Source organism: Streptomyces sp. NPDC003284, from assembly GCF_053589675.1.
Window position 1 is genome coordinate 161048 of the sequence record NZ_JBSFSI010000016.1, and the last position, 23119, is coordinate 184166.

The 23119-nt window shown below is 71.1% G+C and carries 21 protein-coding genes; 11 read left to right on the forward strand and 10 right to left on the reverse strand.

The genetic code is table 11. From position 1 onward, the window contains the following. Positions 1 to 17 precede the first annotated feature (17 nt). Complete coding sequence (locus ACWDYF_RS28600) at positions 18 to 1790, reverse strand: thiamine pyrophosphate-dependent enzyme (RefSeq protein ID WP_389469479.1); 1773 nt, start codon at positions 1788 to 1790, stop codon at positions 18 to 20. A gap of 119 nt (positions 1791 to 1909) precedes the next feature. Then, positions 1910 to 3493: an FMN-binding glutamate synthase family protein gene (locus tag ACWDYF_RS28605; protein WP_389469481.1), complete on the reverse strand. Its 1584-nt coding sequence runs from the start codon at positions 3491 to 3493 to the stop codon at positions 1910 to 1912. A 404-nt stretch (positions 3494 to 3897) separates the two neighbouring features. On the opposite strand from ACWDYF_RS28605, the gene ACWDYF_RS28610 reads away from it, so the two are divergent. The 7 genes from ACWDYF_RS28610 to ACWDYF_RS28640 all read left to right on the forward strand — a co-directional run bounded on the left by ACWDYF_RS28610 (position 3898) and on the right by ACWDYF_RS28640 (position 10609). Then, complete coding sequence (locus tag ACWDYF_RS28610) at positions 3898 to 4752, forward strand: STAS domain-containing protein (RefSeq protein ID WP_381744587.1); 855 nt, start codon at positions 3898 to 3900, stop codon at positions 4750 to 4752. After that, on the forward strand, positions 4749 to 5129 hold the full coding sequence (locus tag ACWDYF_RS28615) for an STAS domain-containing protein (RefSeq protein WP_389469484.1): 381 nt from the start codon (positions 4749 to 4751) through the stop codon (positions 5127 to 5129). The genes ACWDYF_RS28610 and ACWDYF_RS28615 overlap by 4 nt, the downstream gene beginning before the upstream one ends. Beyond that, positions 5129 to 5545 (forward strand): anti-sigma regulatory factor, encoded by a 417-nt coding sequence (locus ACWDYF_RS28620; RefSeq protein WP_018567872.1) that lies wholly within the window; start codon positions 5129 to 5131, stop codon positions 5543 to 5545. Before ACWDYF_RS28615 ends, ACWDYF_RS28620 begins: the two co-directional genes overlap by 1 nt. Then, on the forward strand, positions 5533 to 6597 hold the full coding sequence (locus ACWDYF_RS28625) for a SpoIIE family protein phosphatase (RefSeq protein WP_018567873.1): 1065 nt from the start codon (positions 5533 to 5535) through the stop codon (positions 6595 to 6597). The genes ACWDYF_RS28620 and ACWDYF_RS28625 overlap by 13 nt, the downstream gene beginning before the upstream one ends. 50 nt (positions 6598 to 6647) lie before the next feature. Continuing rightward, the gene (locus ACWDYF_RS28630; RefSeq protein ID WP_389469489.1) at positions 6648 to 8426 is read left to right on the forward strand and encodes an ATP-binding response regulator; all 1779 of its coding nucleotides are present in this window, start codon (positions 6648 to 6650) and stop codon (positions 8424 to 8426) included. Further along, positions 8423 to 10024, forward strand: coding sequence for a SpoIIE family protein phosphatase (locus tag ACWDYF_RS28635; protein ID WP_389469491.1), 1602 nt, complete (start codon positions 8423 to 8425; stop codon positions 10022 to 10024). The genes ACWDYF_RS28630 and ACWDYF_RS28635 overlap by 4 nt, the downstream gene beginning before the upstream one ends. A gap of 120 nt (positions 10025 to 10144) precedes the next feature. Then, the gene (locus ACWDYF_RS28640; RefSeq protein ID WP_026252542.1) at positions 10145 to 10609 is read left to right on the forward strand and encodes a hypothetical protein; all 465 of its coding nucleotides are present in this window, start codon (positions 10145 to 10147) and stop codon (positions 10607 to 10609) included. 44 nt (positions 10610 to 10653) lie between these two features. Here the strand turns inward: ACWDYF_RS28640 and ACWDYF_RS28645 are convergent, their stop codons facing one another. The 4 genes from ACWDYF_RS28645 to ACWDYF_RS28660 form a co-directional block, all read right to left on the reverse strand. Beyond that, positions 10654 to 12297, reverse strand: coding sequence for an APC family permease (locus tag ACWDYF_RS28645; protein ID WP_389469495.1), 1644 nt, complete (start codon positions 12295 to 12297; stop codon positions 10654 to 10656). 285 nt (positions 12298 to 12582) lie between these two features. After that, positions 12583 to 13449 (reverse strand): hypothetical protein, encoded by an 867-nt coding sequence (locus ACWDYF_RS28650; protein WP_389469497.1) that lies wholly within the window; start codon positions 13447 to 13449, stop codon positions 12583 to 12585. A 372-nt stretch (positions 13450 to 13821) separates the two neighbouring features. Further along, positions 13822 to 14949 carry a hypothetical protein gene (locus ACWDYF_RS28655; protein ID WP_389469500.1) on the reverse strand — a complete coding sequence of 376 codons (1128 nt, stop codon included), beginning with the start codon at positions 14947 to 14949 and terminating at the stop codon, positions 13822 to 13824. 4 nt (positions 14950 to 14953) lie between these two features. Then, entirely contained in the window at positions 14954 to 15580 is a 627-nt protein-coding gene (locus ACWDYF_RS28660; protein ID WP_389469503.1) for a papain-like cysteine protease family protein, read from the reverse strand. A gap of 333 nt (positions 15581 to 15913) precedes the next feature. Here ACWDYF_RS28660 and ACWDYF_RS28665 point away from each other — a divergent pair, with 333 nt between their 5' ends. Together ACWDYF_RS28665 and dacB are read left to right on the forward strand one after the other, a co-directional pair. Next, positions 15914 to 16801 carry a hypothetical protein gene (locus ACWDYF_RS28665; protein ID WP_389469506.1) on the forward strand — a complete coding sequence of 296 codons (888 nt, stop codon included), beginning with the start codon at positions 15914 to 15916 and terminating at the stop codon, positions 16799 to 16801. Positions 16802 to 16994: 193 nt separating this feature from the next. Then, entirely contained in the window at positions 16995 to 18374 is a 1380-nt protein-coding gene (gene dacB, locus ACWDYF_RS28670; protein WP_389469509.1) for a D-alanyl-D-alanine carboxypeptidase/D-alanyl-D-alanine endopeptidase, read from the forward strand. 309 nt (positions 18375 to 18683) lie between these two features. On the opposite strand, the gene ACWDYF_RS28675 is transcribed toward dacB, so the two are convergent. Continuing rightward, a complete protein-coding gene (locus tag ACWDYF_RS28675) occupies positions 18684 to 19052 on the reverse strand; it encodes a peptidase inhibitor family I36 protein (RefSeq protein ID WP_389469511.1) in 369 nt (122 codons plus the stop codon). 366 nt (positions 19053 to 19418) lie between these two features. Here ACWDYF_RS28675 and ACWDYF_RS28680 point away from each other — a divergent pair, with 366 nt between their 5' ends. Next, positions 19419 to 20066 carry a TetR/AcrR family transcriptional regulator gene (locus ACWDYF_RS28680; protein WP_389469514.1) on the forward strand — a complete coding sequence of 216 codons (648 nt, stop codon included), beginning with the start codon at positions 19419 to 19421 and terminating at the stop codon, positions 20064 to 20066. Continuing rightward, a complete protein-coding gene (locus ACWDYF_RS28685; RefSeq protein WP_389469517.1) occupies positions 20063 to 20479 on the forward strand; it encodes a Dabb family protein in 417 nt (138 codons plus the stop codon). Before ACWDYF_RS28680 ends, ACWDYF_RS28685 begins: the two co-directional genes overlap by 4 nt. Before the next feature lie 137 nt (positions 20480 to 20616). On the opposite strand, the gene ACWDYF_RS28690 is transcribed toward ACWDYF_RS28685, so the two are convergent. The 3 genes from ACWDYF_RS28690 to ACWDYF_RS28700 form a co-directional block, all read right to left on the reverse strand. Further along, positions 20617 to 21561: a hypothetical protein gene (locus ACWDYF_RS28690; protein WP_389469520.1), complete on the reverse strand. Its 945-nt coding sequence runs from the start codon at positions 21559 to 21561 to the stop codon at positions 20617 to 20619. Between the two features lie 166 nt (positions 21562 to 21727). Then, positions 21728 to 21940 (reverse strand): DNA ligase-like domain-containing protein, encoded by a 213-nt coding sequence (locus ACWDYF_RS28695; protein WP_389469522.1) that lies wholly within the window; start codon positions 21938 to 21940, stop codon positions 21728 to 21730. Between the two features lie 214 nt (positions 21941 to 22154). Further along, positions 22155 to 22463 carry a hypothetical protein gene (locus ACWDYF_RS28700; RefSeq protein ID WP_389469525.1) on the reverse strand — a complete coding sequence of 103 codons (309 nt, stop codon included), beginning with the start codon at positions 22461 to 22463 and terminating at the stop codon, positions 22155 to 22157. Between the last annotated feature and the right edge of the window lie 656 nt (positions 22464 to 23119).

Here is a 23119-nt window from a genome sequence, read left to right on the forward strand (position 1 = left end):
GCGGCGGTCGCGCGGGATCAGGCGGCGCCGTCGTCCCCGTGACTGCGGACGATCTCCTTGACCTTGGCCACCGCGAAACCCCAGCCCTGCTCGACGGTCGGCTTGGCCGGGACCGCGACCTCGTCCGGGTTGGTGAGCACGTCGAGCAGCACCGGACCCGGGGTGCCGAAGGCGCGGCGCACGGACTTCTCCAGGTCGGCCGGGTCGGTGACACGGATGCCGGGGATGCCCATGGCCTCGGCGACCGCGGCGAAGTCCGGATTGTCCAGGACCGTACCGAACTCCGGGAGTCCGGCCTGCTCCTGCTCCAGTTTGACCATGCCCAGCCGGCGGTTGTCGAAGACGACCAGCTTGACCGGGAGCCGGTGGGTCTTCAGCGTCATCAGGTCGCCCAGGAGCATGCTCAGACCGCCGTCCCCGCAGAAGGCCACGACCTGCCGCTCCCGGTCGAGGCACTGGGCACCCAGGGCCTGGGGCATGGCGTTGGCCATCGACCCGAGGTTGTAGGAGCCGATCAGACGGCGCTCCCCGCGCATCTCCACGAACCGCGAGAGCCACACCGTGGCCATCCCGGTGTCGGAGGTGAAGACGGCGTCGTCCGCGGCGAGCCGGTCCACCACGGACGCCAGCGCCTCGGGGCGGATGTCGTCGGAGCGGTTGTCGAAGGAGGACCGCAGGCGGCCGATGAGCCCCTTGTCGTGCGCCGGGTCGGCCAGCCGCGCCTGGCCCGTACGCCACTGCTCGAAGCGCTTGCGTGCCTTCTCCAGGTGTGAGCGGTCCCGCGGGCCGTCCGCCCCGGCCGCGTCGTCGGCGCGGTCGGGGAGGTGCGTCAGGAGGGCGCGGACGGTCGCACCCGTGTCCCCGACGAGACCGGCCTCGACCGGCACGCGCCGGCCGATGTGGGCCGCCTCCGTGTCGACCTGCACGACGGTCTTGCCCTCCGGATACCACTCCCGGTAGGGGAAGTCGGTGCCCAGGAGCAGCAGCGTGTCCGCGTCCTGCAACGCGGACGCGGCGGCGGGGTTGCCGATCAGCCCCGTCTGGCCGACCTGGAAGGGATTGGTGTCGCCTTCGAAGCCCTCCTTGGCCTTCAGGGTGAGGACCATCGGCGCGGCCAGCCGGTCGGCCAGGGCGAGCACCTCCTCGCGGGCCCCGCGGGCGCCCCGCCCCACCAGCAGGGTGACCCGCTCGGCCCGGTCCAGGAGCTCGGCCGCCCGGCTCACGGCCGCGTCCTCGGGCCTGGTCACCGGCGGGTTCAGGGAGAAGCGGGCCGCGCGGTCCGTGCCCACCTCGCGTTCGCCGAGATCACCCGGCACGGTGAGGACGGCCACACCCTTGCGGCCGATCGCGTTGCGCACCGCCGCCTCCAGCAGGTGCGGCAGCTGGTCGGGAGAGGTGAGGGTGGCGCGGAAGACCGCCACGTCGCTGAAGAGGGCGTCGTTGTCGACCTCCTGGAAGTAGTCGCTGCCCAGTTCGCTCAGCGGCACCTGGCCCGCGACGGCCAGGACCGGCGTACGGCTCTTGGCCGCGTCGTAGAGTCCGTTGAGGAGGTGCACGGAGCCCGGTCCGACGGTGCCCATGCAGACCCCCAGGGTGCCGCTGAGCTGCGACTGGGCGCTCGCGGCGAACGCCGCCGCCTCCTCGTGCCGACAGCCCACCCACTCCAGGTCCTCGGTGGTGCGCAGGGCGTCCGTCAAGGGGTTCAGGGCGTCCCCCACGACGCCGAACACCTGCCGTACGCCGAGTTCGCTCAGCGCGTCCACGATGACACGGGCGACAGTACGGGCCACTTCGATCCTCCAGGTGAGACGACAGACGGATGAAACAGGCCGGACGACGACCGGCAGGCCGGGCCGGGCCGGTCGGACGACGACCGGCACGCCGGACGGCCGGACAGCGGGCCGACGGGTCAGACGGTGAAGCGGTCGGGGTCGGCGGCCCTCCAGTCGGCCGCCCAGTCCTCGGGGGGCTCGTCGAGCAACTGCCCCGGCTCCAGCCACGCGTACAGTTCCGCGTAGGAGCGTGCGGTGTGCGGATCGATGCGCTGGCGCAGCATGTGCGGGCGCAGCCCGGCCGGGTCGGTGACCCCCATGGAGGCCATGATCTCCAGGGCGCCGGTCACGGTCGCCTCCTGGAAGCGCCGCACACGCGGGGTCTTGTCCCGGACGTCGAGGGCGCGGGCACGCCGGGCGTCCTGGGTGGCCACACCGCTGGGGCAGGTGTTGGTGTGGCACCGCTGGGCCTGGATGCAGCCGAGCGCGAACATCATCGCGCGTGCGGCGTTGCCGTAGTCGGCGCCCTGGACGAGGCGTTTGACCAGATCGCTGCCGGTGGCGATCTTGCCGCTCGCGCCGATGCGGACGCGGTCGCGCAGCCCCGCGCCGACCAGGGCGTTGTGCACGGTGAGCAAGCCCTCGGTCAGGGGCGCGCCCACATGGTCGGCGAACTCCAGCGGGGCGGCCCCGGTGCCGCCCTCACCGCCGTCCACGACGATGAAGTCGGGCGCCGTGCCCTCCTCCAGCATGGCCTTGCACACGGCGAGGAACTGCTGGCGCGAGCCCACGCACAGCTTGAATCCGGTCGGTTTGCCCCCGGACAGCTCCCGGAGCCGGGCGACGGACCGGACCAGTTCCCGCGGGGTGGAGAACAGCCTGTGGTACGGCGGCGAGATCACCGTCCGCCCCCGGGGCACGCCGCGCACCTCCGCTATCTCCGCGTTGACCTTCGATCCCGGCAGGACACCGCCGATGCCCGGTTTGGCGCCCTGCGACAGCTTGAGGGAGACGCACTTGACGTGGTCGTGCGCGGCCTTGTCGGCGAACTCGGCGGGGTCGAAGTCACCGTCCTGGGTGCGGCACCCGAAGTAGCCGGTACCGATCTCCCAGACCAGGTCCCCGCCCGGCCGCAGGTGGTACGCCGAAAGACCCCCTTCGCCCGTGTCGTGGGCGAAGCCACCGGCCGCGGCACCGCCGTTGAGGGCGAGGATCGCGTTGGCGGACAGCGAGCCGAAGCTCATCGCCGACACGTTCAGCAGCGCCATGTCGTAGGGGCGGCGGCAGTCGGGGCCGCCGATCCGGACGCGCGGGGGTGTGCGCGGCGCCCGGCGCGGGGCCATGGACGGCACCAGGTACTCGTAGCCGGGCAGGTGGACGTCGCGCTCGGTGCCGTACGGCTGCTCGGCGTCGGTGCCCTTGGCCCGCTCGTAGACGATGGTGCGGACGTCCCGGTCGAAGGGGCGGCCGTCGAAGTTCCGCTCGACGAAGTACTGCTGGAGCTCGGGGCGGATCCGTTCCAGGAGGAAGCGGGCATGGCCCAGCACGGGATAGTTGCGCAGCACCGAGTGCCGGCGCTGGGCGAGGTCCCGAGTGCCCAGCAGACCCAGCGCGAGGAGCGGCACGGCGCCGAAGCACCACCACGGCGACGCCGCCACCGCGGCGAGGGCCGCGAGCAGGCCGAGCGTCAGGGTCAGGGCGACGAGTGCGATGCGGGTCACCCCTGGCTCATTGCCCGGCGACGCCCTTCCACTCCCGTGGTCCGCCAGGAAACCGGACCGGGCGGTCGCACCACCACCGCCCGGAGAAGACGGCGACGCCCGGTCCTCCGAGTCCCCCCGGCCCGACGACCCTCCGGAGCGTCCCGGTCCTCCCGGTCCTCCCGGGCCACCCCACTCCCGTCGTACGCTCCGCTCCGGTCGTACGCCCCGCTCCCGCCGGTACACCCCGCCCCCGCGATACGGACCCGCTCCGACCGGGGCCGGATGACGGCGGCCGATGGTGTGATGAGAACGTGAAGCCGCAGATCCCGTGCCGGACACCGCGCGGCCGGACTCCGCCCCGCCGGGCCGCTGCGGTTCACCCGTCTGCCGTACGATCATTGTCTACAGCGAGGAGCGTGGAAGTGACCGACGACCGTGGTTCGCAGCGCCTGGTGGAGCTGCTGACCGGCAACAGCGAGACGTTCGTTGACCAGTGGGTGACGGTGGTGGGCGAGTCGCTCACGGGCCGACTGAGCACCGCCGAGGTGGAGCGGGAACTCCGTGACCTCTACACAGCCATCCGCGCCGGACTCGCCACCGGCGAACTCAGCGTGCACGCCGACGGTTTCGCCGAGGTCCGCAGCCTCCTGGTGGAGCTGTCCCGAAACCGTGCCCGGCAGGGCTTCAGCCCGACCGAGACGGCCATCAGCGTCTTCGCCCTCAAGCAGGTCCTGGAGCCGTCGCTCACCGGGAGCGCCGAGGACGTCCGCGCCTACCTCCAGCTCAGCCGCGTCCTGGACGAACTCGGCCTGCTGACCGTGGAGGCGTACGCGCGCACACGCGAGGAGATCATCTCCGCGCAGGCCGACCAGCTGCTGGAACTGTCGACCCCGGTCGTCAAGCTCTGGGACGGCGTGGTGGCGGTGCCCCTCGTCGGCACCCTGGACTCGGCGCGTACCCAGGTCGTCATGGAGCGGCTGCTCCAGGCGCTGATCGACTACAACTCGACGCAGGCGATCATCGACATCACCGGCGTCCCCGCGGTCGACACCCAGGTCGCCCAGCACCTGCTGAAGACCGTGGTCGCCGCGCGGATGATGGGCGCCGACTGCGTCATCTCGGGCATCCGCCCGCAGATCGCGCAGACGATCGTCGCCCTGGGGATCGAGTTCGGCGACATCCCGACGAAGAGCACCCTGGCCGACGCCCTGCGGCACGCGCTGGGCACCATCGAGCGGGACAAGAAGCTGGCGGAGAACCGCGGGAGCCTCCTGTGACCGATCGCGTCCCCATTCTCCAGATCTCGGACGTCCTGCTGGTGTCCATCCAGGTCGATCTGGAGGACCACACCGTCCTGGACCTCCAGGACGACCTCTCCAAGCGCATCGTGGACACCGGGGCACGCGGCGTCGTGATCGACATCTCCGCCCTGGAGATCGTCGACTCGTTCGTCGGCCGCATGCTCGCCACGGTCGCCGCCATGTCCCGGGTGCTCGGCGCGGAGACCGTCGTGGTCGGCATGCGTCCGGCGGTCGCCATCACCCTGGTCGAACTGGGGCTGACCCTCGGCGGCGTACGCACCGCCCTGAACCTGGAGGCCGGCCTGGCGGCTCTTCGCCGCGCCGTGCACGCCGAGCAGCCGGGCCGCGCCTGATGCCCGGCGACACCGCGCGGCGGGCCGAGTCGATCGAACTCGACGGGAGCGCCGGTGTGGTCAAGGCGCGCCAACTGGTGCGCGCTCTCGCGCAGGAGGCCGGACTGTCCCTGGTCGACCAGACCAAACTCGTCACCGCGGCCAGCGAACTGGCGCGCAACACCGTCGTCTACGGGGGAGGGGGCCGGATGGACGCCGAGGCGGCCTGGAGCAACGGCCGCTCCGGAGTCCGGCTGCTCTTCGCCGACGAGGGACCCGGCATCCCCGACGTGGAGCTGGCCCTGACCGACGGCTGGACCACCGGCAGCGGCATGGGACTCGGCCTCAGCGGCGCCAGACGCCTGGCGGACGAGTTCGAGCTGGACACCGGCGTGGGACGCGGGACCCGGGTCACCATCGTGAAGTGGGCCCGGTGACCGCGCCGCTGCTCTCCGAACCCGGCGAGACCGTCTGGCTCCGGGTCGACGTCGGCCTGCCGATGGCGGCCCGCCGGGAGGCCGCGCGGCTGGCCCGCCGGCTCGGCATCGGCGAGGACCGCGTCGCCTCGGCCGAGATCGTGGCGACCGAGGCGGCCACCAACCTCCAGCGGCACGCCGTCGACGGCGCCCTCGTCCTGCGGGTGGCGCTGGACGGGGAACACGCGGCACTGGACATCCTGGCCACGGACACCGGCCCCGGCATCGCCGACCTCCGGGCGGCGCTGCGCGACGGGGCCTCCTCCGCCGGGACCCTCGGGGTGGGCCTCGGCGCCATCGTCCGGCTCGCGGACGCCTTCGACATCCACACCCTGGCCGGTCGCGGCACGGCCCTGCTCGCCCGCTTCCACGCCGACGGCCGAGGCGCCGCCTGCGCCTCCGGGGTGGAGATCGGCGGCCTCACACGCCCCATCGGCGGCGAGGAGATGTGCGGGGACACCTGGGCCGTGCGGTACGCCGACACACCCGCCGAGGGGGCCGAGGCCACCACCCCCCTCCTCGCCATGATGTGCGACGGGCTGGGCCACGGCCCGCAGGCGGCGCGGGCCGGCGAGGTGGCGCGGGAGGCCTTCCGGACGAGCCGCGGCACCCGCCCGCAGGCCGTCCTGGAAGACATGCACCGCGCCCTGCGCGGCACCCGGGGCGCCGCGGTCGCCGTGGTCCGCGTCGACTTCCCCGGGCGCCAGATCGAGTTCGCGGGCGTCGGCAACACCACGACCTGTCTGGTCTCCGACGGCCGCAGGTCCTCCCTGCTCTCGTCGCCGGGCATCGTCGGGGCCCATCTGCCGCGGGCGCGGAGCGTCTTCGCCGACGCCGCTCCCGGCGCGGTCCTCGTCATGCACTCGGACGGGCTGAACGACCGCTGGTCGCCCGGTTCCTTCCCCGGCCTCTTCGCCCGCACCCCCACGGTCGTCGCCGCGCAGATCCTGCGGGACGCGGGCGCGCGCCGCGACGACATCGGCGTCCTGGTCCTCAAGGCGGCGACTTCGTGAACCCCGGGCCGGCGAGAGACCCCGCCGACCGTGAACGCATCCTCGCCCGGATGCAGTTGACCAGGCAGGACGATCTGTTTCAACTCCGCCGTCACGGGCAAGCGGTGTGTCAGGCCCTGGAGCTCGGCGAAGCGAAGCGCGTCCGCCTCGTGACTCTGGCCAGCGAGGCGGGAGCCGAACTCCTCGGCTCCGCCGGTCTGGTCACCGAGTTCGTCCGCCTGGCCGGGCAGCCCCACCGGGTTGCCGTCCGCTATCTCTGGAAGGGGGACCAAGCGCCGAGTCACGACCTGCTGACCGCTTCGCACAGGCTCCTCGACCTCTGCACCGACGGCCCCGGCCGTCTGCTCATCGGCCAGGACCTGACCGCCCCGTTCACCGCCGAGGAGGCCGCGGAGCGGGTGACGGCGGAACTGGCGGGTCTGCGCGGCCCCGATATGAGCGAGGAGCTCCGCAGGCAGAACAGCCAGCTTCTCCAGGCGCTTCAGGACGAACGAGCCCGCGCCGAGGAACTGGAACGCCTCAACAAGGAACTGGACGAGACCAACGCGGGCGTGATGGCGCTCTACTCCGAGCTGTCCGCCGAGCTGGAGGAGACGAACCGCGGTGTCGTCGCCCTCTACGCCGACCTGGAGGACAAGAGCCGCCGCCTGCGCCAGGCGAGCGCCGCGAAGACACGCTTCTGGGCGAACGTCAGCCACGAGCTGCGGACCCCGGTCAACGCGGTGATCTCCCTCGCCCGGCTGCTGCTGGACGAGAACGCCGATCCGCTGACGGCCGAACAGCACCAGCAGGTGTCGCTCATCGCGGGATCGGGCAGCACCCTGCTCGCCCTGGTCGAAGAGCTGCTCGACACCGCGAAGGCGGAGTCGGGACGGCTGGAGCCGCAGCTGGTCCGCGTCGACCTGCGGACCGTCCTGCACCAGCTGCGGGGCACCCTCGCCTCCTCCGCCGCCGAGGGCGTCACCCTGGACATCGCCGACACGACCTTCCCCGGCCCGTTCACCACCGACGAGGTGATGCTCACCCGGGTGCTGCGCAACATCCTCTCCAACAGCCTGAAGTTCACCGCCTCCGGCACGGTCCGGCTCACGGCGCGCGCCGAGGAGCGGCCGGACGGCCCATGGGCCGTCCTCACCGTCACGGACACCGGCGTCGGCATCCCCGAGGACAAGGTGGAGCAGGTCTTCGAGGAGTTCTACCAGGTACGCGGCGCCCACCAGCGCCACGTCTCCGGAACCGGCCTGGGCCTGCCCTACGCCCGCAAACTCACCGAACTGCTCGGCGGCACACTGACCCTGACCAGCCGCCTCGGCCAGGGCACGGAGGTCACCGTCGAACTGCCCGCGGCCCCGACGCACGCCGGGCCCGTCCCGCTGCCGCAGGAGCCCCTGCTGCGCAGCGTCGTCATCATCGACGACGACCCGGTCTTCCTCAGCACGCTCCGGCCGACGCTGGGCCGGCTCGCGGAGACCACCACCGAGGTCACCCGCAGCGTCGAGGCGCTGCGCACCATCCGCACCACGCTGCCCGACGCCGTCCTGGTCGACCTCGCCATGCCACCGCCCGACGGCTACCAGGTGCTCCAGCAGATCGCGGCGGTCCCCTCGCTCGCTCAGGTACCCGTCGTCGTCCTCACCAGCATGGGCGTCTCCGACATCGACCGGGCCCGGCTCGGCCGGGCACGGGCGGTGCTCAGCAAGACCCACCTGACCGCCGAGCGGCTGGCCGAGGCCCTCGGCCTGCGCCCCGCCGCCGAGGGCCGCACCACGGCCGCCGAACCGGCGGACACGAAGGACTCGAAGGACACGAAGGACACGCCGCCACCATGACGATCCCCCGGCAGCCCGACGAGAAGCCCGCACTGATCCTCCTCGTCGACGACAACCCGACCAACCGCTACGTGCTCGGCACCACCCTGCGCCGCGCGGGCCACCAGGTGGTGGAGGCCGCCGACGGCCAGGAGGGACTGGCCCGCGCCGCCGACCCGGAAGCGCCGCCCGAGGTCGTCCTGGTCGACGTACGGCTGCCCGACATGACCGGTTTCGAGGTGTGCGAGCAGATCAAAGTGGACCCGCGCACGGCATCGCTGCCGGTCATCCACGTCTCCGCGTCGGCGATCAGCGCATCCGACCGGACACAGGGGCTCAACCGGGGCGCCGACGCCTACCTCACCGAACCGATAGCCCCCGGCGAACTCCTCGCCACCGTCACGGCGACCCTGCGCTACACCCGCGCCAGGCGCCGCGCCGAGACCCTGGCGCAACGGCTCGGCCTGCTCAACCGCACCACGCTCGGACTGTACTCGGCCATGTCGGCCACCGCCCTGGCCCGCACGGCGGCCGAAGGCACCGCCGCCGTGCTCGGCTGCGCCGCCGCAGTCGTCCTCAGCGACCCGGAGGGCCGTACGATCCAGCACGCGGCCCCCGCCCCCGGGCAGCCCGCCGACAGGGGCCCGGCGCCCGCGGTACCCGCGGAGATCTTCGAACGGCACGTGCTCGGAGCCGCCGTGGGAGCGGCCGTGGAGACGGTGGCGGACTCCTGGACCGCCCCGCACACCGGCGGACAGCCGCACAGCACCCGCGCGATCGCCCTGGCACGCACCAAGCCCGGCCGCCCCCCGGCCGCGGTCGTCGTCCCCGCCGACGCGGTGCCCACCCCCGCCGACACCGACCTGCTGACCCAGCTCGCCCACGCCACCGCGCTGGCCCTGGAGGCGCTGCGCTCCTACGACGAGGAACACGCGCTCGCCCTCAAACTCCAGCGCAGCTTCCTGCCCGAGGCCCTGCCCTCTCCCGAGGGCATCGACCTGGCCGTGCGCTACGACCCGGCGAGCAGGCACGCCGAGATCGGCGGCGACTTCTACGAAGCGGTCCGGACGCCCGACGGGCTGGTGCTGGCCGTCGGCGACGTGGCCGGGCACTCCCTGGAGGCCGCCATGGTGATGGGCCAGGTACGGCACGCGCTGCGCGCCTACGCCCTGGACGGACACGCGCCCGACCAGATCCAGGTACGGCTGGAGAAGGTGCTCGCCATCAACGAGCCCGTCCGCGCCGCGACCCTGTGCATCATCCAGGTCGACCGGACGGCGGGTGTGCTCCGCGTCTCCAACGCCGGCCACATCCCGCCCGTCTTCCGCGACAGCGACGGCCGCACCTGGCTCCACCACGAACACGGCCCGCTCCTGGGCATGGACATGCCCCACCCCCCGCCGGCCGAGGTGCCGCTCACCCCCGGCACCGAGTTCGTCCTCGTGACCGACGGCCTGATCGAGCGCCGGGGCGTCGACCTGGACAAGGCGCTGGTGTCGCTGCGCGAGGCGGTGGCCTGCGGCCCCGCGAGCCCGGAAGCGATGTGCGAGGCGCTGATGACGGCCTTCCCCCCGGACGGCAAGGACGACGTGGCCATCCTGGCGGCCCGGCTGCGGTAGGCGACGGCCGTACGAGGCTCTCGGGGGCCCGGACCGCGAGGTCCACCGCGTGGGTGGTCCGTGCGGTCCGGGCGGCTGACCCCTGGTGCGCGGCTCCGCTGGGCGGGGGAGTGGTGAGGCATGAGACCTCAGCACGGCGACGGCCCGGACGGTGCGCACCTGCGCCCTGCGGGAGTGTCGGACACCCTCGTCCGCGCCCTGGGGGCGCTGTCGGAGGCGCTGGAGACGACCGAACGCGCCCGCGGCCACCTCTACGCCTTCCACCAGCTCACGGGAGGCGCGGACTTCACGCTGGACCGCGCGGTGGAACTGCTGCGGGAGGCCGGCCACCCCGGGTGGGCGGACCGGGTCCAGCGGGAGATCCTGGGCCGCAACGTGATCCCGGGACACTGGACGTTCCAGATCATCGAGGCCTACAACGCCACCTACTACCAGCCGTTCAAGGACACCGAGGCCGACGCACGCCGGGAACTGGCCGAGGGCAGGGACCACCTGTACGAGGCGGAACTGAAGGAGCGGCGCCGCACGCGCGGACACCCCGACCACAGCGCACGTCCGGACACCGTCGGTCCACCGGACGAGTAGGCGCACCCCGGCGGAGGAGCCGACGTGCCACGCTCACCCCCCGCCTACGGGCGCGGCGACGGACCCGGTGGTGACGCCGCTCCGGGCAGGGCGCCCCCGCCCATGCGCCGGGACTCCCGCAGCCAGCTCGTGCCCGACCGTACCGCCCAGAAGAACACCGCGAAGGCGAACGCCGCCACCGTCAGTGAGTCCCACGGAGCCGGGAGCCGTCCGGAGCCGCCGAACGAGCCGAGCCAGGACAGGAGAGTGAGCACCGCGAGGAACACCACCAGCCACGCACCCGTGCGCAGCTCCGCGGCGAGCGGCCGCCCCGCCATGGCGCCGCGGTGCATGGCGAGGAACACCAGCAGCCCGGCCAGCACCAGCGGCAGCGCCAGCCGCAGATCGTGCCAGCCCGACCAGTACACGAACTCGGCCGCCACCGTGAAGCTCACCGGAGCGATCCAGCGCAGTCCGGGCACCCAGCCCGCGGTGCCGCCGTCCGGGTCGGCCAGGAACACCGCGGCCGCCACCGCGGAGGCCGCGTAGGTCAGCAGATACATGTCGCCCATCACACTCACGATGTGCTGCCAGCCGCCGAACGGCAGCAGGAACACCACGATCACCGCGAGGTTCAGCACCAGCGCCCGGCGCGGGATGCCCGAGCGCGGTTCCACCGCCATGAACCAGCGCGGCAGGGTGCCGTTCTTGGCGAGCGCGTAGGTGTGCCGGGCGTCCAGCGCGACGCCGACGTACGCCGAACCGCCCGGCGAGACGACGGCGTCCGCGTACAGCAGCACCGACAGCCAGTGCAGGTTGAGCAGCAGCGCGAGCTGGCCGAACGGCGAGTCGAAGTCCACGCCGTGCCAGCCGTGCCCGAGCGCCCCCTCCGGCACCGTGAACAGGAACGCGACCTGCAACGCCAGGTACATCGCGACGGCCAGGGCGATGCCCGTCAGCACCGCTGCGGGCACGGTGCGCCGTGGGTCGCGGGTCTCGCCGGAGAAGTCCAGCGGCGCCTGGAAGCCGTTCACCGAGTACACGATGCCGCCGCCGGCGAGGGCCGACAGACAGGCGGCGTAGCCGTACGGCGCGAATCCGCCGTGGTCGGTGAGGCGCCCGGCGTGCCAGCCGGACGCCAGCAGCGCCACCACCGTGACGACGGGCACCGCGATCTTGAAGACCGACAGCAGGTTGTTCAGCCGGGCGAACAACCGCACCGCGAACCAGTTCAGCACCGTCAGGACGATGCTCAGCGCCGCGGCCACACCGAGACCGGCGGCGGTCAGGGAACCACCGCGGTAGATCCCGGGCAGGTAGTGTCCCGCGTACTGCATGATCGCGCTGATCTCCGCCGCGGTACCGCCCACCGAGAGCAGCACCGACCAGCCGATCAGCGTGCCCACGAGCCGCCCTCCGGCGTACAGCGGCCAGCGCACCGTGCCGCCGCCCTCCGGCCGCGAGGCGCCCAGCTCGATCATCACCAGCGCCACCAGGACGCACAGCAGCCCGGCACCCACCCACGACAGCAAGGACGCCGGGCCCGCCGTCTGCGCCGCGTACATCGCCGCGAACAGCCACCCGGAACCCACGATGTTGGAGAACGCGATCGCCGTCAGCCCCCAGAAGCCCAGATCCCGGCGCAGCCGCCGTTCCTGGTCCACCGCCGCCGGGGCCGTGCTCCCCTCGGCCGACCGGTCCTGAGGCACACGACCGCCTCCTCGTCCTCGTCGCAGGTCTGTTGAGAGTAACGGCCGGAGCCAGGACACCACGCGACACACGCGCGGGAGGAGCCACCCCGATCGGCACCCTCGCCACCGCCATCGGCATCTGATTCGGTGACGCGGACACCGCGTTCGCCCCCCCCGGGAACTGCCGAGACCCGACGAAGTCCGCCACCTGGCAACGCTGTTCGCCGGGCAACGGACCTACGCCGAGTCCCACGTCGCCGACCAGGCGCTGGTCGAACGCACCGGACCGCGAACGGCGCGGACTCAGCGGTGCCACCACGGCTCGCGCACGTACAGACTCTCCTCACCGGTGCAGTCGAGCCCGTTGGAGATCTCCCGAGCGTCCAGGTTCCAGCCCACGACGCCGTTTCCTCTGCGGCCCAGCTCGATCAGACGATTGGTCTCGGTCCGTACGCCGTCGGTGACCCGGCAGCGGACGATCGAGGTCCACGCCTGCCCGTCGAGCGCCGAGACGAAGAACAGCACCGGGAGCGCGACGGTGGTCAGGCCGAGCGCCACCCACTGCTCCAGGGCCGCCGCCCGGCGCATCCAGGACGACGGCCGGTACCCGCCCCCGTCACCGGTGGACCCGGACGCCGTCCGCCGTCCCGGACCCTGCCGGTGCGCTCGGCGCCTGCCGGTGCGGTACTCCACCACGACCCCCTTGCGCAGAGCGTAGGCGGCGAGCCCGGTGCCCAGACCCCACAGGGGACCGAAGAAACATGCTTCCGCCACTCCCATCGCGACCGGATTCACCACGGTCAGCGCGGCCCGCTGGACCCCGCGCAGGAATCCGCCGCCCACCGGGACCGCGCCGCGCCCGGCGAACAGGACGAACACGACCCGGGAGACGACGACGGCCAGCACACAGGCGAGGAGCGGATCGGTGAGCACCATGCCGATGAGGACGTCCGGCCAGTTCGCGGGTTCCATGCCGACGAACACGTCGCGCGCCGCCCCGCCGCCTCCGACCGTGTACGCGACCTTCACCACCGGAATCGCGAGGAGCAGCGCCAGCAGGACCGTGTGTCCGGGGCCGCCCTTGCGGTCGACCGACCTGGCAACCCCGCCGTCGTCCCGGTCCGCGCTCGCGCCGCCGCTCGCCCCTGTCGGTTCCGCCGCCTCCGCCACGGCACCTACCCGTGACGCCGGACGGCACCGGACCGTCCCGGAACCGGATCCGGGCGGGCGGCCCTGCCGACGCCCGCGACGGCGACCGGCCACTCGTCGGTGCCGAGGGGCAGCATGAAGATCATCAGCGGTTCCTGCTTCCGGCGCCCGCGAAGGTGGCGGCTTGAGCCGTCGTACCTGCTCAGCCTCCGGCGCGCTCCCCGCATCGGCCACCAGCACTGCTCCAGCCGGGGGGGGGGCACCTGCGGACAGGGCCCGGTATCCGGGGAGCGCCCCGGCCCCGGCCCCGGCGCCTGCCCGCGGAGGCACTGCGGTACCGCGGGCGGCCTGGGCGGACCAGTCGAACGCCGGTGCCGGGCTCTGCGGGGCCGGTCAGCCGTTGATCACTGCGAGCAGCTCGAAGTATCGCTGAGGCGGTAGCCGGCCGGGCCGCGGTCCGTACCGAAAGCGGGCCCTGACATGTGTCGTCGGGACCCGCTCGCGCTCGGACAGGTTCGCTGCCGCACGGTGCGTCCGAGGGCACCCCACGGGCAAGTCAGGGGTGCTGTGTGTGTTGGTCAGCGGGAGTGGCGCAGCCGACGGGCGACGAGGGCGCCGCCTCCCAGAGCGGCTGCCGCCACGAGGGCCCAGGAGCGTCGTAGCGCTGTTGCCGGACGCATGGCCGGTGGTGCCGGTCGCCGTGGCTTGGGTGGCCTTGCCGGGCGCGGTGGTGTCGGCGGACCTGTTCCGTGCGGCGGCGTCCGCCGCCGCGTCGCCGAACCCGCCGGCCATGCCCTTCTTGTCGTAGGACGAGCCGGGCAGCCTCGTACCGTAGGCGCTGTGCACGTGGTGGTAGTAGACGGCCAGCGATGTCCCGGAGGGGCCGACCACCGCACGGGCTTCGGTGTTGAGCGGCAGGATCTCGTCACCGCGCACGGTGTACCAGGCGTTGATCTGCGGCTCACGGAAGACCGTGCCCCTGCCCTGCGCCTTGGCGGTGAAGTCGGACTCGTCGGTGCCGCTCGCGATGGTGACGATCTGCCAGCCCTTGGCCGTCAGGGCCGTCTGCACGGTGGCCGTCTGGCCGGTGGGGGAGACGAAGTCGGTGGCGACGAAGGACGGCCTGGCGACCGGTGCGCCGGACTCCCCGGCCACGAAGGCGGGGTTCAGCGAGCTGACGGTGACACTGCGGCCCACCGCGCGAGGGGCGCTCTGCCCCGTCCGGACGGCGTGCGCGGCGCCCCGCACGGGGGCATGGGCGAAGTAGTTGTCCAGGAGGGTGACGGTGCTGTCGGTGGTGGCGGCAGTCCGGGCCGCGGCGAGCTGCGCGGCGGTGTAGTTCCCCGGAGCACGGTGGTCGGGAGAGCCGGCGGAAGCAGGCGTGATGGCGAGGCCGAGTGCGAGGACGGTCAGTGCGCCGGCACTCACGGCGCGCTTCGTGGAGGGACGGCGCGTCACGGCGGCCTCGATGGTCTCGGGGGTCTGGGAGGTCTGGGCGGTCTGGGGGATCCGGGCGGCCATCAGGTCACGCTCCGATTCCGTAGAGCGTGTGGGTCCAGGTGAAGTCGCCGTTGTCGCGGTAGTAGCTGAAGGAGGACCAGTTGTAGCGGTAGTCGTCGGGCCACGGGTCGCCCCAGTAGACGAAGTTGGTGGAGGTGTCGTAGCCGTAGAGCACCTCCATGTGCCCACCGCCGGAGGACCAGGCGATGCGGGTCTGCACGGGGCGGTTGTAGTCGATCTCGCTCTGGAGCTTGGAGTAGCTGATGGTCCCGTTGATGTAGGTACCGGGGGCCATGCCGAGCCATCGGTAGGCGCTCTGGTCGTTGCCGAGGGTCGCCTGGTCGTTGGGACAGGTGCTGTTCTGGCTTCTCCCGAAGGCGGCGTTGCAGAAGCTGTTCTGCGAGACGGAGTGCCCCTGGTACGCGGCTATGGACGCGCCGGTGGCCGCCCAGCACCAGTTGTCCTTGCTCTGCACCTGTTCGGTGAAGTCCAGGACCTTCCTGGAACTGGCCGCGGTGTGAGGGGAGTCGGCGGCGGAGGCGCCGGTGACCGACAGGGCGGTCGCCGACAGCACGGCGGCCAACAGGAGGGACGATGCGGTCAGGCCGCGCCGCCACCGGGACAGGCACGAGCGCTGTGAATGGGATGACATGAGACCGGTTCTCCCTGATGGGGACGGAGAGTGGGGAGTGCCCGGCCGTTCCCGCGGGGAGTGCGTCCGGGCGTCTGCCGAAGAGCATCCGGTCATGACGGTCCACGGTCAACGTTCGGATTCCGTCCAGGCGGCGGCGAAGTGAACACGGACGCCTGCGTTTGTGAACACCGTGGCCTACACTGCGTCCTCCCTGGCCTGCCGCCCCGGCTCCGGCTCGAAGGCGGCAGTGAAAATCCACACCGCGCACCGGCCGGGAACGAAGGCAGGAGGAAGCACGTGGCCCTCTCCGACGGCAGAACCACAGCCGACCGTGCTGCGAGCGAAGTCCACTTGCAGGAAGCACTGCGCACAGGACCGTTCTCCCTCGCCCTCCACACCGCGCTGGCCGCCCGCGGGCTGGCTCTGCACCGGGTCCGGCAGAGACTGTCCGAACGAGGCATCACCGTGAGCGTCACGACACTCAGCTACTGGCAACGAGGTATCCGTCACCCGGGCCGACGGCAGTCGCTGCGCGCCATCGCCGCCCTGGAGGACCTCCTCAACCTGCCTGGACAGGCGCTGAGTCAACTCCTGGAACCGCGCGACACCTTGGCACACCCGGCCGGCCGCCGATACAGCACGCTGGTCGGGTCGGGCATGGGAGACGTACTGGCCGAGCTGGAAGCCCCGCAGGACGGCGGACTGCACACCGTGATGCAGTCCGAGACCGTGACCATCGACGCCCAACGACGCCTGGCCTCCCGCGAGTCGCAGCAAGTGCTGCGCGCCCACCGCGACGGCGTGGACCGCTATCTGGCCGTCCACATCGGTGAACACGGCTGCGCGACCGAACGCGTACAGATCACCGGCTTCGTGAACTGCCGGCCGGGCCGGATACGCAGAAACCAGAAGGCGGGCCTCGTGGCAGCCGAACTGCTCCTCGACACCCGGTTGAGAGTGGGCGACACCACCATGGTCCGCTATCACTTCCAGGACGGCACAGGCGAACCGTCCCAGGAATACTCACGCGCCTTCCTCTTCGCCGGCAGCCCCTACGCCCTGCACATCGGCTTCGACCGCACCGCACTTCCGGTACGGTGCCACAGCTTCACCCAGACCTCCGTCTCCGTACCGCCCGCTCTCACAGCCGAACTCACCCTCAACGCCCATGGCGTCGTGCACCTCTTCGAGCAGGAAGCCGCTCGCGGACTCCTGGGCATCCGCTGGGACTGGGAGTGAGGAACATCGCCGACACCCAGACCGCGATCCGCACACCCACATGAGGCGGACACACTCGTTTCACGCCGGTCACACATCATTGCAACTCGTTCACAACCGCTTTCCCCGCGCCCAGAACACACATGTGACGGCTGGTAACGTGCGCGCCGTTCCACCTGCACAGAACCACACAGTAGACACTTGGACGCGTTCTATGACTGGTACGCCAGACGAAACCCCCGCCCCTTCCTTCACCCCGTCCGGACACCACCGGCACCGTAAGGCGAGAGTGAGCCGTATAGGCACGCGCCGCTCCCTCGTCCTCGCCTTGGCCGTCCCCGTGGCCTCCGCCACGCTGGCCGGCACCTCGGCCTTCGCCGCAGACGGCAACACCGTCACCGCGGGCAGCCCGGCCCACGACGTCGACACCGGCCGGACCGGCGGCACCCTCACCGCCGACGACGCCCAGCTCGTCAAGAACCTCAACGAGCGCATCGCCGACTCACGCCTCGGCTCCGACGTCAGCGGAGTCGTCCTGGACGGCGACTCCGACACCACCCTGTGGGACCACAACGGTTCCACCGCACTCATGCCGGCGTCCAACGCCAAGCTCGCCACCGCGACCACCGCCCTGACCCTGCTCGGCCCGGACCACAGGTTCACCACCAAGGTCGTCTACGGCGACGGCACCCTCACCCTCGTCGGCGGCGGCGACCGCACCCTCACCAGCGCGGACCTGGCCGACATGACGAAGGCCGCAGTCGCCGGCCTGAAGGCGGCCGGCCGGACCGACGTCAAGGTCAGGATCGACGACAGCCTGTTCGCCGCGCCGAGCCTGGCCGACGGCTGGAACGAGGGCTACTACCCGACCGAGGTCACGCCGGTCCGTTCGCTCGTCGTCGACGGCGCCGCCGTGCAGGACACCTCCCTCGACGCCGGCAAGGTGTTCGCCGGGCAACTCACCGCGGCAGGCATCACCGTCGACGGCGAGGTCGGCCGCGCGCAGGCGAGCCGGTCCGCCGTACCGGTGGCGCAGCACACCTCCGGGCCGCTGTCGGACATCGTCAAGAAGATGCTCAAGACCAGCGACAACAACATCGCCGAGACCCTGCTGCGGATGACCGCCGTGACCATGGGGAAGCCGGCCACCTTCGAGGGCGGCGTGGACCTGGTCCGCCAGGTCCTGACTTCGTACGGGGTGTCGCTGGACAACTTCGTGATGCACGATGGCAGCGGTCTGTCCCGCGCCGACCGCATCCCCGCCGCGACCCTCGCCCAGCTCCTCGAAGCGATCACGCGGGCCCCGGCCCTCGCCTCCATCGTGGACGGTCTGCCGGTCGCCGGCGAGGCGGGCTCCAGCCTCGGCCCGGAGTGGGGGCGCTTCGACGACGCGCACTCCAAGTGCGCCGTGGGCAAGGTGCACGCCAAGACCGGCACGCTCACGGGTGCCGTCGCGCTCAGCGGCGTGACGAAGACCGCGGACGGCGAATGGCGGGTCTTCTCGTTCATCGAGAACAACTCCACAGCCGACCCGGCAGGCATCAAGGACGCCATGGACGGCCTCGCCGCGACGGTGAACGGCTGCTGGGCCTGACCGGTCCGCCACGTCGCTCCACAGAAGACGCCGGGGCGTACGGACCAGTCCGTACGCCCCGGCGTCTTCCCGCGCCCCCACCTGCTCCGGCCTTTCGACAGCCTCCGACACGCCCGACTATGAGGAGTTTCGGTGAAAGGTGATCATGTCTGCCATGCCCTGGTCCCGCCGAGTCCGCCAGGCAAAAGCAGAACGGCTCGCTGGAAGGCGGTGCCGGTCTCGACGTGGTGACCGCCGCAGCCCGCTGCGCAACGGATCGAGGGCGGCGCCCCGTTGGGGCGCCGCCTACTTGCGGTTGCGGTCCGGTGGTCAGCAGGCCCACTTGTTGGACTTGATGTAGTGGGCCTTGCTGTCGGACTCCTTGTGCCCCTTCGTGACGATCCCGCTGGAACCGCCGTAGTTCTTCGCCGAGTACCACTTGAAGTTGCAGGAAGCGCCATGGTTGTACCACGACTTGAAGGACTGGAAGACCGAGTACTTGGTCAGGTCCGGGTTCGTCCCTGAGACCTTCTGCATGTGGCCGGTGTAGTTCGACCCGGACCAGACGCAGAAGTAGGTCGACGGACAGTCCGACGCCGCCTGCGGAGCCACCTCCGCACTGGCAGCACCCGCGCTTCCGGCCAGCAGACCACCGGTCAGCAGGACACCGCCGGCCGCGGTCGCAAGCTTCCTGGTCATGTGCATGCTATTTCCCTTTCCCTCTCTGGGGCGTGAGCGGGCCGACCGCACCGGGTCGGCCTGCCAACGAGACTGCCGGGCGAGGAGCAAGGGCTCCCACAGGCGCCGCGAAAATGACGTACCTCTGGGACGTCCCACTGACTGACCTGCGGAGACACTGCCCGGCGTGACGGGACGGTGGGACGGTCGGGGAGAAGCGACCGGCCGTCGCGACCTCACCCCGAACGAGAGGCGGCGGAGCCGCTCCGCGCGGTTGGTCTCCGACGGCACGGGCCATCACGGGGACTGGGCCGATTCCACTTGACAGAGGTGAGATCGAGGAAAATACTAACGGCGTTAGATAATCTAACGCCGTTAGGGGTTCAGATGGGCAAGCGGGAAGAGGTTCGTCGGCGGACGTTCGCCGAGATCTTGGACACCGCCGGCCGAATGGCCGAGGCCGAGGGCTGGCGGGCCGTGACGATCCGGCGGATTGCCACCGAGATCGGCTACAGCGCGCCGGTGATCTACCAGCACTTCCCGAGCAAAGAGGCCGTGCTGCGCACGCTGCTGGAACGGGCCAACGCCGACCTGCTGGAGCGGATGCGGTCCGCGGTAGCTGAGGGGCCGACATCGCGGGGCCCGTATCTGGCGGCAGCTGCATACCTGGAGTTCGCTCGCTCGCAGCCTGGTCCGTATCAGCTGGTGTCGGGCGGGACCGGCACAGACATCGACGCTTCCACCCGCCGCGCGGCCGCAGCCGAAGTACTCGCCTTCACCCGGCGCATCGTCCGTGCGTGGGCGGCCGAGTCCGGAGCCGAGCCGGTCGACCTCGACGACGCCTGCGATCTGCTGTGGGGCACGCTGCACGGTCTCGCCGGCATCGGGTCGATCGAGGACGTCGGATTCGACCGCGCCCTGCACCTGGCCGAACAGGCGGTGTCTGCGCTGCTCGGCTACTGGTCCGCCCCGCCCGCACACCCCCATGGACACCGTCCGTTCGCCGATCGTCCGAAAGCCAGGGGAGAGAAATGATCTACCACCACAACCGTTTCGCCTTCAAGGAATCCGTCACCGCCGAGCAGCGCGAGGAGGCCCTTGCGAGCCTGCGCAATCAGGGCGAGTCGATCGACGCGGTCGTGCGATACGTCGTCGGCAGAGATGTCGGCGGCGCGTTCGAGTGCGGCGCCGTCTTCGTCCTCGAAGACCTCGACGGGTACTGGGAGTACCTGATGGCCCCCTCGCACGCCCACACCGACCGGATCGGCCTGCCCCTGCTCGAAACCTTCGTCTCCTACGACACCACCGACAGCGACGACCCCGACATAGCCCGGAAGATCGCCGAGCTTCACGAGCGCCGCTACGCGGGCGACCCGGTCCTCACGAAACTGGTGGCCGACCTGCCCTCCTACAGCGGCAGCAGCGCACCGTCCCCCACCCGACAGTAGATTGTCGAACGCTGAGCGACCGGCGGCCGACAGGGATGAGCCCCGGCACCGCGGACATGCGAAGTCCCGTATTCCCACTGCGAAGCTGAGGCGGGAGTACCTGGAGGCGGGTGGATCTCGGCCAACTAGCGAAGTGGTCAGGTGCCGATGGTGAAGGCGACGGAGTGGTCGGACAGCTTGACCCAGTCCTGCCCTCGGGCGGCCGTCGATCCGCCCGTCTTCTGCGCGTCGCCGAAGGTGAGGGTGTAGGTGCCGGGGGGCAGGTGGCCGAGGTCGAACTCCCTGGAGAAGGTGCGCTCGTAGGGCGGCTGACCGCCGCTGACGGTGATCGGCTCGGTGCTGACGGCTGTTCCGTCGGGCCCGGTCAGTGTCAGCGTTCCGGTGACCTTCGGTACGTACTGCTCGCTCAGGGTGCGGTCCTCCCCGTACCACTTGACCGCATCCCAGTAGTAGGGCTTCGCCCAGTACGAGACCGTGGCCTTCTGGTAGCCGTCCCCGTCCCAGCCGAGCTTGAGCTCCAGGTGCGAGGAGACACTGCAATACTTCCGGGCGCCACCGCCGCGGTCGTCGTGGTCGCCGGAGGAAGGACTGCGCACGAACCGGAAGACGTCAGCGTCGGCCTTCTCGGAGGTGACGATCCAGTCGATGTCCCCGCAGGCCCCCTTCTCCCAGCGGTGCACGAGCAGGTGCTCGCCCAGCCGCAGGCGGCGGACCGTGCCCTTGGGATGGGTGCGGCCTTCCTTGTCGGTGACGCGGGCGAATGCGGCTTGGGCGGCACGGGCGGGGATGTTCTCCCGCAGCTCCTCCATGACCTCGTGCATCCGGTCGGAATCGACAGGCACATCCGGGGTGATCTTCAGCTTCTCCACCCAGTCGTCGTCGACCGTGAACTCCCACCGGGCCGACGCGAAACGAGGTCCTTTGGCGGCGAAGCCGTCGAGGGTGAGTCCGCCGTCCCGCTCGGCCACGGCGACGAAGGCTGTGAAGTGGGAGCGCAGCTCCTGAAGGCTCCCGGCGGTGGTGGTGAAGTGCGGGGCGAGGTGGGGCAGTCTGTCGTCGTCCTGGTCGTTGAATGCCGTCACGAAGTCGCGAACGGTCTGGTGAGTCAGATCCTGAGTTTTGATCACGAGCCCAGCCTTGCACCCAGACGTCCTGACTTGTGCGACATTTCCGCGTGTTTTCCCCAGTCAGGGCGCCGATGACCGCACCGACGGTCGCTTCGCTCGTCTCGCGGACCTTGTGCTTCTCTCAGCCCCGCGCCGACGGCTTGTAGGTGTCGGTGAGCTGTTTGAAGAGTACGCCTTCCATTCCGACCGATCGAACGCCAGGCGGGGGATCCCCTATGACCAGCTTGCCGTCCAGCGCCGTCGCACCCGGCAGCCGCATGGTCACGACCTCCGGAAACGCCGGACCCATCTCCGTGTCGCGCCTGGAGCGCAGCGCCACCCGGCCGGCGTCCACGTCTCATCAGTCACGGTAGTCACGCGGCCGGTACGTATGAGGCCCCGAGCCCCTTCCACGAGGGGGCTCGGGGCCTCACGAGGCGTCCCGCAGCGCTCCCGTAGAGGTCGGCCCACACGGATGCTGCCGTCGTATTCGAGGGCGGCGCGGCAGGCAACAGACGCACAGGCCCCCGGCCGTGTGGCTCGGGGGCCTGTGGCGGTTGGTACGGGGGTCAGGGGACGATGACGTGGAAGGGCTCGTCGGTGGCGGTGCCGTTGACTCCGGTCAGCACGGAGAAGGTGAGATCGACATCGGCTCCGTTGGGTACCCGGGTGTAGATCTCGCTGCCCCAGTCAGCGTCCTGACGCAGGGAGACGATGGGAACAGACTTGTCGAGGGCGATGTCGTCGCTGACGGTGATCGAGTACCGGCCGGCGCCGGTGCGCTTGATCTCCACCACGCCCTTGGACCGGACCACCGTGCCGTCCTTGTTGACGACAGCTGCGACCTGGGCATAGGGGGCGATGACGGTTCCAGCCATGGCGCGAACTCCTCGCGTGCTTCGGTGACTTGCGAGCGGCGGACGGCCGCTCGCAGACGACGATCGCAGAGCTGAAGGGCGAGCGGCCAGCGGAGGGCGCCGTTGCCACCCGCAAGGGGCACACGCCGGGCATTCCTCACACCGGATGCGGCAGCGGGCTGGTCGCATGAGCCGGAGTGCGCGGGTGCGGAATCGCTGTCGACGTGCGCCCCTGGGTACCGCCAGAACCCAGATGGCCCTCCACCGGAGCGCCACAGCGTTGAATGAGCCCCGGAACTGCGGGACGACCATCGCCGATGCCTAAAGGCTGTCCCGTCAAGATCTTGCCCGAGGTGGATCGGAGATTATTTACGGGACAGTCCTTACGGTGTTCCTCTTCTGATTCAGGAACTGTCATGGAAACGAGTCCGAAGGACCAATCCGGTCAATACTGCCAATCCTGCTCAGAATTGGCAGAGTTTCAGAATCGCGTAAGAAAGTCTGAAGCAGACATCCGCCTTCCGCCAGCTAGCCACAGGAATTCGCGGAGCGAATTTCTGCAGCCCGGATTGCGGTGCAATTCGGGCTTGGGCCAACGGAGTTGGCCCAAGCCGGTGACGGAGTCGCCGGCTCGCCGCGCGGAGCGTGGCGATGTGTCCGCCGCGTAGCGGCGGCGC

What these genes read in the sequence shown, in the direction of transcription:
- ACWDYF_RS28620 (WP_018567872.1), top strand. Translation starts at nt 5,129, where the DNA reads ATGCCCGGCGACACCGCGCGGCGGGCCGAGTCGATCGAACTCGACGGG.
- ACWDYF_RS28700 (WP_389469525.1), bottom strand. Translation starts at nt 22,463, where the DNA reads ATGGCTGGAACCGTCATCGCCCCCTATGCCCAGGTCGCAGCTGTCGTC.
- ACWDYF_RS28655 (WP_389469500.1), bottom strand. Translation starts at nt 14,949, where the DNA reads ATGGCCGCCCGGATCCCCCAGACCGCCCAGACCTCCCAGACCCCCGAG.
- ACWDYF_RS28685 (WP_389469517.1), top strand. Translation starts at nt 20,063, where the DNA reads ATGATCTACCACCACAACCGTTTCGCCTTCAAGGAATCCGTCACCGCC.
- ACWDYF_RS28680 (WP_389469514.1), top strand. Translation starts at nt 19,419, where the DNA reads ATGGGCAAGCGGGAAGAGGTTCGTCGGCGGACGTTCGCCGAGATCTTG.
- dacB (WP_389469509.1), top strand. Translation starts at nt 16,995, where the DNA reads ATGACTGGTACGCCAGACGAAACCCCCGCCCCTTCCTTCACCCCGTCC.
- ACWDYF_RS28675 (WP_389469511.1), bottom strand. Translation starts at nt 19,052, where the DNA reads ATGACCAGGAAGCTTGCGACCGCGGCCGGCGGTGTCCTGCTGACCGGT.
- ACWDYF_RS28635 (WP_389469491.1), top strand. Translation starts at nt 8,423, where the DNA reads ATGACGATCCCCCGGCAGCCCGACGAGAAGCCCGCACTGATCCTCCTC.
- ACWDYF_RS28660 (WP_389469503.1), bottom strand. Translation starts at nt 15,580, where the DNA reads ATGTCATCCCATTCACAGCGCTCGTGCCTGTCCCGGTGGCGGCGCGGC.
- ACWDYF_RS28630 (WP_389469489.1), top strand. Translation starts at nt 6,648, where the DNA reads ATGCAGTTGACCAGGCAGGACGATCTGTTTCAACTCCGCCGTCACGGG.
- ACWDYF_RS28640 (WP_026252542.1), top strand. Translation starts at nt 10,145, where the DNA reads ATGAGACCTCAGCACGGCGACGGCCCGGACGGTGCGCACCTGCGCCCT.